The following is a 12,909-nucleotide window of genomic DNA, read 5'->3' on the forward strand; positions in this document are numbered from 1 at the left end:
CTTAACTTTAAACTAATACTAAACTTAATATATGTTTTATGCAATAAATTATGGTTAATAAAAAAGCTGACTACAAAACATAGTCAGCTTTTATGTAATAATTTAGATATTACTCAGTTGTAAATGGTAATAAAGCAATATTTCTTGCTCTTTTTATAGCTCTTGTAAGCTCTCTTTGATGTTTAGCACAGTTTCCTGAAATTCTTCTTGGAAGAATTTTACCTCTTTCTGTGATATATTTTCTAAGTTTATTTATATCTTTGTAATCTATATAATCAACTTTATCTATGCAAAAAGAACAAACTTTTCTTCTTCCTCTTCTTTGTCTTCTTCCGCCGCCATCTCTAGCCATATTGTTCACTCCTCCTTCCTTTAAAATGGAATATCTCCATCATCTACTGGTATTATATCATCACCGAAGGCATCTCCTTCAAAATTCTGTGAAGATGAATTTTGAGCTGATCCGCCGTTATTTCCATTAAATCCTGAAGCTCCTGAAGCTTTGTTGCCCCATTCTAAGAATTGGACTTCATCTGCCACAACTTCAGTAACATATCTTCTAGTACCATCTTTAGCTTCGTAACTTCTTGTTTGTATTCTTCCACTAACTCCTATAAGCTTACCTTTGCTCATATAATTTGCTGTAGATTCAGCTTGTTTGCCCCATACAACTATAGGTACAAAATCCGCTTCTCTTTTTCCATCTCTTTGGAATCTTCTATCTACAGCTAGAGTAAATGTGGCAACTGCTGTCCCATTCCCTGGAGTAAATCTTAATTCAGGGTCTTTAGTTAATCTTCCAATTAAAACAACTTTATTCAAAACAAGCACCGCCTTATTGTTCTTGAGCTACGATTATGTGTCTCATTACTGTATCAGTAATTCTGAACACTCTGTCTAATTCTTTTGGTAAATCTTCACTTGCTGTGAAGTTTATTAAAGTGTAGTAGCCTTCGCCTATTTTCTTTATTTCGTAAGCTAATTTTCTCTTACCCCAAAAATCAACGTTATCTACTGTTCCACCTTCTTTTTCTATTAAACCTTTAAATTTTTCAACATTAGCTTTGTAACCTTCTTCGTCTAATGATGGGTTTAATATAAATAGAGTTTCATATTTTCTCATTAATTTCACCTCCTCTGGACTAATGGCTGTACATTTTGTACAGCAGGAATATTTACTATTCACACATCATCCAATTGTACCACAGTTTAATTCATAATTCAACATTATATGGATATTTAGTTATAACATTTCAATAAAGGCTGCAATTCTAGTATTAATTTGTCCAATGTCTGTTTGAGAATAATCTGTTTCTATACTCATATAAGGTGTATTTTTTTCTTTAGTTACAAATTTTTTTATTCGTAATGTTTCTACATTATAAGTATGACAAGCTTGAAGTATAACATCTATAACCCCATCTACTTTGTATTCATCCATTAAATTAGATATAAGTTCTATTCTATTATCATTTGGAGTCATACAAGAACAAGCAATATTTAAATACTTATTTGTAATTGCATCTATTGGATCAATTTTTTCATCTACAAATTCATTAAGATCTTTAGCTCCTCCACAGTTTTCATAAGAAACTACTACTCCACCATTATCCTCTATAGCTTTAATTATTTTTTCTGTTGATTCTCCAAGAGGACATCCTGTTACAAGTATTCTTTTAGAATCTTTTGAAACCGGTCTTTCTCCTTTTTTATATTTATCTAAAGTTTCTCTAGTCATATTCTTTATTTCATTTATCAAAGCCTCTTTATCCCATTTGTAGCTAGCTCCATTTAAAACTTTTTGCATATGATATCCAGATACTGCTGGAGGATCAAGTTTTCCAAGTTCATAAAATTCCTTTAAAGCTTGTCTCTCTCTGTTTCTAAGTCTTATAGCATCTTTTAAATTTTCTTCTGTTATATTTACGCTGAAATGTTTTTCTAATTTTTCTTTAAGTTTTACAATTTCATTTCTCCAAAGTTTATATGAATCTTCTTCTTTATATGACTGTGGAAGCTGCATTATATGAACGTCTTTAATATCACTAAGATATTCATACATTTTCTTTTTTCCATCACAAGTAGTCTCCCCTACTACTAAATCAGAAAAATAAAAAAAAGGACATTTTTCTGTTGTAGCAAAGCCATAACTTGATTTTATAAGTGGACATAAATTTCTTGGAAGATCTTTTTCTGCATCTGCTATAGGTTCTTCACTTGTACCACATAATCCAACAGCAATTGCACCTGCTGCTGTTATAAGTTCTCTAGGAGTAAATGCGCAAAATATTCCTACAATATTTTTACCTTCATCTTTTAAATTTTTTATTCCTATAAAAGCATTTCTTCTAGCTTCACTAAAATCATTTATCTTTTCTGGTAATTCATTCATTTATATTCACTCCTAATATTTATTTAGGTTAAATAGTTTTTAATATAAAAGTTTTTTTATTAATTTAATAAGACTTTAACCCTATCCCATATAAATACACTTTTTCTCATATAATTACATATATACCTATCTACATACACATTTTAACATAGTACAGCCCTTACTATTATTTTGTGTTTTTATACTTAAAACCTCATTTATAAAAATATATTATAATACTTTCAAAATTTAAATTTTACCTAATTACATTTATAAATTTCTCATAAAAAATAATATAATATAAAAAAGAAAGTAATCTTAAAACTACTTTCTTTTTATATTATATTTAACTTTAACTAATATTTTTTAATTACATTCCTGTTTTTATATTACTTTTTTGTTTTATACTACGTCTTTGAACTAAACCTGAAAGTATAAGAGTTATAGCCCCATCTCCAGTCATATTGCAAGCAGTTCCAAAGCTATCTTGAAGGGCAAATATTGTAAGTACTAAAGCTACTGCTGAATCATTAAAACCAAGTATTCCAGTAATTAATCCTAATGATGCCATAACTGTTCCTCCTGGAACTCCTGGTGCTCCTATACCAAATATACCTAATAAAATAACAAATTGAATCATACTACCAAAACTAGGAAGCGAACCATATACAACTTGAGATACTGTCATAACAAAAAAAGTTTCTGTCAAAATTGACCCACATAAATGTATAGTAGAACAAAGAGGTACACTAAAATCTACTATATCACTTTTTAAAACTTTTGATTTATGTGCACATTTTAAAGCAACTGGTAATGTAGCAGCACTAGACATTGTACCTACTGCTGTTAAATAAGTTGGTCCATAATGTTTTATTACTTCTAAAGGATTTTCTTTTGATACAATTGCTGCAATAAAATATAAAAGTGTAAGCCATATAAAATGACCTATAAGTACTATTACTATAACTATTAAAAATACTGGAAGTTGCTTAGTTATACCTCCTTCATATACAAGTCCAGCAAAAGTTGTTGCAATAAAAAAAGGTAATATAGGTAATATTACTTTAGTAACTATAGATAACATCATGTTTTGAAATTGATCTAATAATTTTTCAACTAATTCTGATTTTGTCCAAACAGTTGAAAGTCCTATTAATATAGCTGTAACTAAAGAAGTCATAACTGACATAATAGGCGGTATTTTTAATTTAAACATTATCTCAGGTATTTTTCTTAATCCTTCTGCAGTATTTGATATAGATAAATTAGGTATAATTGCATATCCAGAAATAGCCGAAAATGTGGCTGCACCTATTGAAGATAAATAAGCTATTATAACAGTTATTCCTAACATTTTACTAGCCTTAGATTTCATTTTTACAATAGATGGAGCTATAAATCCTATAATAATTAATGGTATACAGTAAGATATAACTTGTCCTAAAAAATATTTTATTGTAGCTACTACTACTATTACTTCTTTAGAAGAAACAAGCCCTAATAAAATTCCAAATGCTACGCCTAAAACTAATTTAAATATTAAATTATTTTTTAGTTTCATAGTAAAATCTCTCCTTTAAGAATTATGTGTTCATATTTTTTATAATAACATAATTTGTAACATATGGTTATTTATTATATTTATACTTATATATCCATCTATATAAAAACTTTATAATTCATTTATTTAAAATTTACTATAGATATATAATAATTTAAAACTATTTAATTATAGTAAATAACATATAAAAAAAAGCACATAAAAGTGCTTTTTTTATATGTTATTTCTATACTAATTAACTTTCCTCACTATGGCTTAATACTTTTTTTAATTTTTTTTCAAAAGTATTTCTTGGAAGCATTATTATTCGGCTACAATTTAAACATTTTATTTTAACATCTGCTCCCACTCTTATAATCTTCCACTCATTAGTACCACATGCATGAGGTTTTTTCATTTCAACTATGTCCCCAACATCAAAAACCTTTGGCACCTTTACCTCTCCCCTTTTTAATTTATTTTACTATATTTATTTTATTATAAGGTATTTCTATATTTTCTCTATTAAGTCCATTTAATATTTCTTGTCTTAATTTAACCTCTGCACTCCACTGATTCATAGGAACACATTTACCATATATAGTTATATTAACACTGCTATCACCTAAAGAAGTAACTCCATATACTTTTGGATTTTCTACTAATATGTCACCATTTTTTTCTGAAAAACTTTCACATATACTATTAATCTTATTTATAGCATTATTTACGCTTTCTTCATAAGCTATTCCTATTTCTACTTTGAATCTAATAGGATTTTTCACATGATTAGTCATTTTATTTATAAGTCCATTAGGAATTATATGAACATCTCCATTAAAATCTTTTATTCTAGTTATTCTAAGTTCTATTTCTTCTACAATTCCAGATTTATCTTCAATTGTTACATAATCTCCTACTGAAAATTGATTTTCAAATAAAATTAAAAATCCACTTATAACATCTTTAACTAAACTTTGAGCACCAAAACCTAGGGCCGCTCCACCTAGCCCTACAAATATAGATCCAATTCTTCCAAATATTATTTCTATAATCATAAATATACCTAAAAAGTATACAGAATACCTTAATATACTTTTTAGTACAGTTCCTATTGTATTAGCTTTTTTCTCATCTAAAGAAAATCTAAGGTTTTTCTGTCTATTAATAAATTTGTCTATTATCTTATTCCCTATTCTTACAGAAAGAAACATTAATACTAGTATAAATAATATTTGAAAAAATATATGCACAAAACTATATATACTATTTCCACTAATCTCTATATTTCCAATTTTTATGCCACCACTAAATATATCAGACACAGCCTTAAATTTTTCATTCATATTTTACGCTATCAAGCTATAGCTTGAACCCTCCTTTAAATATATATTTTTGATACTAATCTTTCCGCTATCTATAATATTTTTTGCTTTTTCATACTCTTTTTTATTTAATCTAATACTTATTCCACAACTTTTAGTTATATATGTTGGTGTTGGAATTATAGTTAAATTAATTCCTTCAGTTTTTAAAGTATCTTCACCATCCATAGCAGTATGTGTATTTTCAAAAGTTATTATGTAGTTCTCCATTATTATTCCCTCTCCTTACATTATTATAATTACATATTATATATTATAAAACTTTGAGTGTACATATACAATCAATCTACTTTAGTTTATAATTATATATAAATATTCCTATAATTAGAACATTTTTTACTCTTATCAAATATATTTTATCTACAAATAATTCGCATAGGAGGATTAATTATGAAAGTATACTTAGACAACGCAGCTACTAGTTACCCAAAACCAGAATCAGTATATGATTCAGTATATAATTATATGAAAAATATAGGGGCTAGTCCTGGTAGAGGTGGCTATAAAAACGCATTAACTGGAGATAGATTAGTTTATAAGTGTAGACAAAACCTAATAAAACTATTTAATTTTGATAAAATAGAAAATGTAATTTTTACACCTAATATTACAGTATCTATGAATATTTTATTGAAATCTATAGTTAAAGAAGGATGGCATGTAATTACATCTACTATGGATCATAACTCTGTACTAAGACCACTAGTCTCTTTAGAAAAAGCTAATAAAATAGAACTTGATATTCTATCTTGCTCTAAAGAAGGATTTTTAAGCTTAGAGAACTTCAAAGAAAAAGTTAAACCTAATACTAAATTAGTAGTATTATCTCATGCTTCTAATATAGTAGGCAGTATTCAGCCTTTAGAAGAAATAGGTGATTTTTGCAAAAAAAATAATATATATTTTATAATAGATTCAGCTCAAACTGCAGGAATACTACCTTTAGATTTTAAAAAACTAAATTGTAATGCTCTAGCTTTTACAGGTCACAAATCCCTTCTTGGTCCACAAGGTACCGGTGGTTTTATAATTGATGATAAATTAAATAAGGAAGCTAAATATTTTATAGAAGGTGGAACTGGAAGTTTATCTGAAAGTACCATTCAACCTGATTTTTTACCAGACAAATTTGAAAGCGGCACAATGAATAGTCCTGGTATTGCTGGTCTTTTATCAGGAATTGAATATATATTAAAGGAAGATGTAAATACTATAAAAGAGCGTGAAGAATATTTATGTAAAAAATTTATAGAAGGTGCTTTAAATATAGATTCTATAAAAGTATATGGTTCTTTAGATGCTAGTAAAAGAACTGCTACAATATCTATAAACTCTACAAAAATAGATAATTCAGAATTAGGTTTCATGTTAGATGATGAATATGGGATAATGGTAAGAACAGGTCTTCATTGTGCTCCCTTAGCTCATAAAACTATTGGAACTTTTCCACAAGGTACTTTAAGATTCAGTTTTGGTGCTTTTAACGATATAAAAGATATTAACTATTCCTTATATGCTCTAAACAACATTATTAATAGGATGTGATTTTTAAACATATGAATTCAATACTAGAAAAAATAGATAAGCTAATATTATTTCTTATAATATACACACTTTTATTTTTTACATTTTTTAAAACACTATCATATACTCTACCTTTTGTGTTAGCTTTAATTTTTGCTGTAATATTAAAAAAACCTACAATGTATTTAATTAATAAATTTAAAATGAAAAATTCTGTAGCTACTTTAATAGTTACAACTATATTTTTTGCCATAATAACACTTATTATGGTTCTAGGAATAAACACTATAGTAAATGAACTAATAGAATTTGGGAAAAATGCTCAAGCATATATTTCTTCTAATCAAGATAAAATAAATAATTTTGTAAATGAACTTCAAAAATACTATAAAGATCTTAATCCTTCTATAACTAGTTCAATAGAAAGTTCCCTAAAAAGTTCTTTCTCTAAAGTATCAAATGTTTTAGTTTATTTTACAAGTAGAACTGCTTCTTTTATAGTAAACTTTGTTGCATCTATACCTTATTTATTAATGATTATAATGTTTACCCTATTATCTACTTATTTCTTTACTAAAGACATAATAGCTAATAGAAAAAAACTAAGATCTATAAGTAATATTATTCCTAGCAAAAAATCTGATAGAATGGCAGAAATATTTAATGAATCAAAACAAATGCTTGTAAGTTATATTAATTCTTACGTATTTTTAATTTTTATGACCTTCTTAGAAACATTACTTGTGTTTATAATATTTAAAGTTAAATATGCAATAGTACTTAGTATAATAGCTGCTATAGCAGATATACTCCCTATAGTTGGAATAAGTGTAATATATATTCCATTAGCTTTAATATACTTTTTCGTATATCAAAATTATTTAGTTGGTACAGCTTTAATTATATCTTATATAATTATTTCTGTTATAAGACAAATTTTAGAACCTAAAGTATTGTCTTCATCCTTAGGATTACATCCTGTAGCAGTGCTTGCAGCTATTTTTATAGGACTAAAAGCAAATGGATTTTCTGGAATGTTCTTTTGCATATTTTTAGTAGTATTTTATAACATACTAAAAAAAGTTAAAGTATTATAAATTAAATAATATAAGTATAAAACCTCCTATATATGGTAATAATTACATGTATAGGAGGTAAATTTATGTTAAATAAAACTGTTATTGATTGTTCTTTTCCTAATGTTATATCAAAAATGAGAGATATATTATGTAAGGAAATTTACTCAGCTATGAGAAAAAATAGAGAAATAGTTATACTTTGTATAGGTACTGATAGATCTACAGGAGATAGTCTTGGACCTTTAGTTGGAGAAAAACTTAAATTTTTAGTTAGAGAAAAAGTACATTTATATGGAGATTTAAAAAATCCTGTACATGCTAAAAATTTGCCAGATATAATATTACAAATAAATAATACATATGAAAACCCCTATGTGATAGCCATAGATGCCTGTTTAGGAAAGCTAGACAATATTGGAAACATAATCATAGATAGTAGGCCATTAAGACCTGGATCTGCTATGAATAAAGATTTACCAACTATAGGTGATTTAAGTATCACAGGTATTGTTAATATGTGTGGTGCTTTAGAATTTATGGTACTACAAAACACTAGGTTATATACTGTAATGAAACTTGCAGACTATATTTCAAAAGGATTATATCATTCTATTTTAAAAACTGTAGGTGGTAAAAATCATTTAATATATAAAACAGAAAAAATAAGTAAAACTAACTAATGAAAATTGCACATTATATATTCTTTAAAAATAGAATGTATAATTATATAAATATAATAAACTAAAGATTAAATAGTATATAATTATTAAAATAAAGGAGTAAATGATCTATAATTTAATATATCTTCTATTTCTTCTATGTTTTTTCCACTACTATCTATAATTAATGCTCCTTTAGCATTAATATTATTTTTATAAAATAAGTTTAAAGTCCCTTCTTCTTTCAAATCACAAATTATAGCATCATAAGGCTTGTCATAGTTTATAGAAATATTATAACCCCTTTTTTCCAATTCATTTTTTATGTATTGTAAATTATTAGATACAAATATATGCATACTAAAAAACCCTCCTTTTACTACTATTATTTTCGTAAAAGAAGGGTTTTATACTAACTATTCAATATTACTATTTATACAATTTTCTAATACTTGTTTTTCTTCTTCTGATAACTCATATCTTGATATTCCTTTATCTACAGGTTTTGCATAAGTTGTACTTTCATCTCTTCCAAATATGCTTGTCATAACAACACCATTGTTATCAAAATCTAATAATGCTAAAGAAAAACTTAAATCGCTACCTACATTATCAAAAGCTCTATACCTTACTATAGCAACCTTTTGTACGCAACCTTTAACTCTTCTATCTAATACGTCATATAAATCTTTAACATAATCAGATTGTTCCTTAGCTTCATCTATCTTATCTAAATAATCATTTATTAATTCTTCTACGTTCTTATTATTTGTTCCTCTCATAAATCTTTTATACTTGTTTTTTAGTTTTGTTAAAGATACTAATGTACCTATATTTATCAACAACAATATAAAAACAACTGATGCTAATCCTAGTATTATATAGTTTGAATTTGTATTAACTATATCTATTACATTTGTCATTGTTTTTTCTCCTTTCAAGTAAATGTTTCACGTGAAACATTTTTATATGCTTAAAATATCTAGTATTCTTTGAAGATCTTCCGATGAATAGTACTCTATTTCTATTTTGCCTTTATCTTTTTTATTTTGAAGCTTTACTTTAGTTCCAAATAAACTTTCTAGTTTATTTCTTATATCAATATAATAAGGCTTCATCTCATCTTTTTTATCTTCTGTTTTATTCCTAGTTTTACTAGAATTTTTTATCAAATTTTCTGTTTCTCTTACACTTAACTTGTTATCTATTATAGCCTGTGCAAGTTTATACTGAAGATCATAATCTTTTAAAGAAAGTAATGCTCTTCCATGACCTTCTGTAATAACTCCATCTATTAGATAATTTTGAACTCTATCATCTAAATTAAGAAGTCTCATACAATTAGCTATTGCTGTTCTTGATTTACCTATAGTAGAGCTTAATTGTTCTTGAGTTATATTAAAATCTTCTATAAGTTTTTTATAGGCTTGAGCTTCTTCTATACAGTTTAAGTCTTGTCTTTGGATATTTTCAATCAAAGAAATTTCTAATATACTCTTATCATTCAAGTCCATTATAACAGCTGGTACATCTTTTACATTAGCTAACTTAGCAGCTCTCCATCTTCTTTCTCCTGCTATTATAGTATATATATTTTTCTCTTTTTTTAATACTAGAGGCTGTATTATACCATGGTTTTTTATAGAATGACTTAATTGTATTATTTTTTCTTCATCAAACTTTTTCCTAGGTTGATCTTTATTAGCTTTTATTAAATTAATAGGTATTTTATTAATACTATCCTTATTAATTTTTTCTTCATCTGGTATAAGTGCACCTAATCCTTTTCCTAGACCAAACTTTTTATTCACTCTGCCGCCTCCTTTATTAGTCTACTTTTTTTATAAATTCTTTGGCTAATTTCTCGTATGCTTTTGCTCCTTTGCATTTGTTATCATATAACATTATAGGTAATCCAAAACTAGGAGCTTCTGCAAGTCTAATATTTCTTGGTATAGTAGTCTTATATACTCTATCTTTAAAATATTTTTTAACTTCTTCTGCTACTTCATTACATAACTTAGTTCTTCCATCATACATACTTAAAATTATACCTTCAATTTCAAGATCATTATTCAAAGATTTTTTAATTAATTGTACAGTGTTTACAAGTTGTCCAACTCCTTCTAAAGCATAAAATTCACATTGTATAGGAATTATTACACTATTAGACACAGTTAAAGCATTTATAGTAAGTAATCCTAATGATGGTGGACAATCAATAAATATGTAATCAAAATCTTTTTCTAAATTTTTGATTTTATTTAGCAGTATACTTTCTCTATCTGATTTATTAATGAGCTCAACTTCTGCTCCTGCAAGTTCCATTGTGGAAGGAACTATATAAAAATTACTTATTAATTCACTTTCTTTCATAGCGCTTTCTATAGATACGTCTTTAGAAGTTAAAATATCATAAATAGATAAATCAACATTTCTTTTGTCTATTCCCATTCCACTTGTAGTATTACCTTGTGGATCTATATCAATAACTAAAACCTTATATCCATTCATAGCTAAATATGAACACAAATTTATGCTTGTAGTAGTTTTACCTACTCCACCTTTTTGGTTGAAAATAGATATAATTTTCAAGTGATCACCACCTAATTTAAAATTATGTACATTTTTAATTATATATTTTATATGATAATATTGAAAGTATTTTTATAAATTATTAACACAAAATCTTTTATTTTAAAAAAATAAAGGCCAAATATAGCCTTTGAAAATTTGTTTCACGTGAAACATTTTATTTTTTAGGTATAGTAACAACTATTTGTATTTTATCATCATAATCTTTTGATCTATACTTAGCATTGATTCCATATTTATCAAAAACCTGTTTTACTGTATTCATATAAACCCTTGAAGTAAATATTCCCTTTATTTTTTTCTTACCATCAGAAGCTATCTCTTTTCCAGCTTGTTTTAATAATTCTTTTTGTATTAATTCTTCTGTTTTCTTTACATTTAGTTTTTTTTCTATTACTATATCTAATATTTTATTTTGTAATTCTTTATCCCGTAATTTAAGTAGAGCTCGTCCATGTCTCTCTGTTAGTTTATTTTCAACTATTCTTTTTCTTATATTCTTATCTAGTTTTAATAATCTTATTTTATTTGCTATAGTTGACTGTTTTTTTCCTATAGCTTCTGCTAATTTTTCTTGAGTATAAAAATGATCTTTTATTAAGTTATTATAAGCTTCTGCTTCTTCAAAATAGTTCAAATCTTCCCTTTGTAAATTTTCAAGTAAAGCAATAGCTGCTGAATCTTTATCACATATATCTACAATTATTGTAGGAACTTCTTTTAATCCTATTTTTTTGGCAGCTCTTAATCTTCTTTCTCCAGCTACTAATTCATACTTTTCTCCTGTTTTTCTAACTGATAATGGCTGAATTATACCGTATGTTTCTATAGATTTACCTAACTCATCTATTTTCCCTTCATCAAAAACTTTTCGTGGTTGATATGCATTAGGTACTATTTCATTAATGGGAATATAAGTTACATGCTTTTTCATAAAATCATCCCTCTTATTTCTTCCTATTATTTACATTTTCTACATAATAATATTAATTCCTTCTTTTGTATTATTTAAAATACAATGTATTACATTTATTTTAATGGCTTCTTTTTAATTATCCCTGGATTTCTAGGATATTTTTTATCTGTTTTTTTTGTCTTTTTTATTAAAAGTAAATTGTGATTTAAATCAGTGCCTTCAATATCTACTTCTACTATATCTTCTATTTTACATCCTAAAACAGATAATGCTTTTTTAGAATCTAATATTTCTTGATCTATTGAAGGACCTTTCATAGCTATAAAATATCCTCCTTGTTTTACATAAGGAACACAATATTCACTTAATACAGTAAGGTTAGCTACTGCTCTTGAAACTGCTACATCATACTTTTCTCTATGCTCTTTATCTTTTGCAAAATCTTCTGCTCTTCCATGAATAGTATTAATATCTTCTAGTTTTAATTTTCTTATAACTTCATCTAAAAAAGTTATTCTTTTTCTTAAAGAATCTAATAAAACTACTTTTTTATCTTCTTGCATTATTTTTATAGGTAATCCTGGGAAACCTCCACCAGTACCTATATCTATTAAGCTTTTAGCTGTCTTTATTGGAGTTGCTTTGAATATCTTTATGCAATCTATAAAATGTTTTTTTAATATACCTTCATCATCTTTTATAGCTGTAATATTGATTTTTTCATTCCATTCTTTAATAAGATCTCTATATAAAATAAATTTTTCACATCTTTTTTCATCGAACTCTAATCCAACATCTTTAGATGCTAAATTAAGCATATCAAAATTATTCATTTAGTAA

Annotated in this window: 17 protein-coding genes; 3 read left to right on the forward strand and 14 right to left on the reverse strand. The window is 26.3% G+C overall.

Features of this window, described 5'->3' with window-relative positions; all coding sequences use genetic code 11:
• Positions 1-109: 109 nt before the first annotated feature.
• The 8 genes from rpsR to ABDZ71_RS16215 form a co-directional block, all read right to left on the reverse strand.
• A complete protein-coding gene (gene rpsR / locus ABDZ71_RS16180) occupies positions 110-352 on the reverse strand; it encodes a 30S ribosomal protein S18 (RefSeq protein WP_343763231.1) in 243 nt (80 codons plus the stop codon).
• 20 nt (positions 353-372) lie between these two features.
• A complete protein-coding gene (locus ABDZ71_RS16185; RefSeq protein ID WP_343763233.1) occupies positions 373-822 on the reverse strand; it encodes a single-stranded DNA-binding protein in 450 nt (149 codons plus the stop codon).
• A gap of 13 nt (positions 823-835) precedes the next feature.
• Positions 836-1,123 (reverse strand): 30S ribosomal protein S6, encoded by a 288-nt coding sequence (rpsF, locus tag ABDZ71_RS16190; protein WP_343763235.1) that lies wholly within the window; start codon positions 1,121-1,123, stop codon positions 836-838.
• Between the two features lie 120 nt (positions 1,124-1,243).
• Positions 1,244-2,392 (reverse strand): double-cubane-cluster-containing anaerobic reductase, encoded by a 1,149-nt coding sequence (locus tag ABDZ71_RS16195; protein ID WP_343763237.1) that lies wholly within the window; start codon positions 2,390-2,392, stop codon positions 1,244-1,246.
• Between the two features lie 349 nt (positions 2,393-2,741).
• Positions 2,742-3,932: a dicarboxylate/amino acid:cation symporter gene (locus ABDZ71_RS16200; protein WP_343763239.1), complete on the reverse strand. Its 1,191-nt coding sequence runs from the start codon at positions 3,930-3,932 to the stop codon at positions 2,742-2,744.
• A 235-nt stretch (positions 3,933-4,167) separates the two neighbouring features.
• Entirely contained in the window at positions 4,168-4,365 is a 198-nt protein-coding gene (locus tag ABDZ71_RS16205; RefSeq protein ID WP_343763241.1) for a DUF951 domain-containing protein, read from the reverse strand.
• A gap of 22 nt (positions 4,366-4,387) precedes the next feature.
• On the reverse strand, positions 4,388-5,257 hold the full coding sequence (locus tag ABDZ71_RS16210) for a mechanosensitive ion channel family protein (RefSeq protein ID WP_343763242.1): 870 nt from the start codon (positions 5,255-5,257) through the stop codon (positions 4,388-4,390).
• A gap of 3 nt (positions 5,258-5,260) precedes the next feature.
• Entirely contained in the window at positions 5,261-5,506 is a 246-nt protein-coding gene (locus ABDZ71_RS16215; protein WP_343763244.1) for a putative Se/S carrier protein, read from the reverse strand.
• Positions 5,507-5,686: 180 nt separating this feature from the next.
• On the opposite strand from ABDZ71_RS16215, the gene ABDZ71_RS16220 reads away from it, so the two are divergent.
• From ABDZ71_RS16220 to yyaC, 3 genes are all read left to right on the forward strand, one after another.
• The gene (locus tag ABDZ71_RS16220) at positions 5,687-6,841 is read left to right on the forward strand and encodes an aminotransferase class V-fold PLP-dependent enzyme (protein WP_343763246.1); all 1,155 of its coding nucleotides are present in this window, start codon (positions 5,687-5,689) and stop codon (positions 6,839-6,841) included.
• Between the two features lie 11 nt (positions 6,842-6,852).
• Positions 6,853-7,917 carry a sporulation integral membrane protein YtvI gene (gene ytvI / locus ABDZ71_RS16225; protein WP_343763248.1) on the forward strand — a complete coding sequence of 355 codons (1,065 nt, stop codon included), beginning with the start codon at positions 6,853-6,855 and terminating at the stop codon, positions 7,915-7,917.
• Between the two features lie 65 nt (positions 7,918-7,982).
• Complete coding sequence (gene yyaC, locus ABDZ71_RS16230) at positions 7,983-8,579, forward strand: spore protease YyaC (RefSeq protein WP_343763250.1); 597 nt, start codon at positions 7,983-7,985, stop codon at positions 8,577-8,579.
• Between the two features lie 86 nt (positions 8,580-8,665).
• Here yyaC and ABDZ71_RS16235 read toward each other — a convergent pair whose 3' ends face one another.
• The 6 genes from ABDZ71_RS16235 to rsmG form a co-directional block, all read right to left on the reverse strand.
• A complete protein-coding gene (locus ABDZ71_RS16235; protein ID WP_343763252.1) occupies positions 8,666-8,917 on the reverse strand; it encodes a YkuS family protein in 252 nt (83 codons plus the stop codon).
• A 57-nt stretch (positions 8,918-8,974) separates the two neighbouring features.
• Complete coding sequence (locus tag ABDZ71_RS16240) at positions 8,975-9,481, reverse strand: DUF4446 family protein (RefSeq protein WP_343763253.1); 507 nt, start codon at positions 9,479-9,481, stop codon at positions 8,975-8,977.
• A 42-nt stretch (positions 9,482-9,523) separates the two neighbouring features.
• Entirely contained in the window at positions 9,524-10,369 is an 846-nt protein-coding gene (locus ABDZ71_RS16245) for a ParB/RepB/Spo0J family partition protein (protein ID WP_343763255.1), read from the reverse strand.
• Between the two features lie 16 nt (positions 10,370-10,385).
• Positions 10,386-11,153: a ParA family protein gene (locus tag ABDZ71_RS16250; RefSeq protein WP_343763258.1), complete on the reverse strand. Its 768-nt coding sequence runs from the start codon at positions 11,151-11,153 to the stop codon at positions 10,386-10,388.
• Positions 11,154-11,310: 157 nt separating this feature from the next.
• A complete protein-coding gene (gene noc, locus ABDZ71_RS16255; protein ID WP_343763260.1) occupies positions 11,311-12,087 on the reverse strand; it encodes a nucleoid occlusion protein in 777 nt (258 codons plus the stop codon).
• Positions 12,088-12,182: 95 nt separating this feature from the next.
• The gene (gene rsmG, locus ABDZ71_RS16260; protein WP_343763262.1) at positions 12,183-12,902 is read right to left on the reverse strand and encodes a 16S rRNA (guanine(527)-N(7))-methyltransferase RsmG; all 720 of its coding nucleotides are present in this window, start codon (positions 12,900-12,902) and stop codon (positions 12,183-12,185) included.
• Between the last annotated feature and the right edge of the window lie 7 nt (positions 12,903-12,909).

The organism is Clostridium oceanicum, assembly GCF_039521385.1.
Taxonomy (GTDB): Bacteria; Bacillota; Clostridia; order Clostridiales; family Clostridiaceae; genus Clostridium_F; species Clostridium_F oceanicum.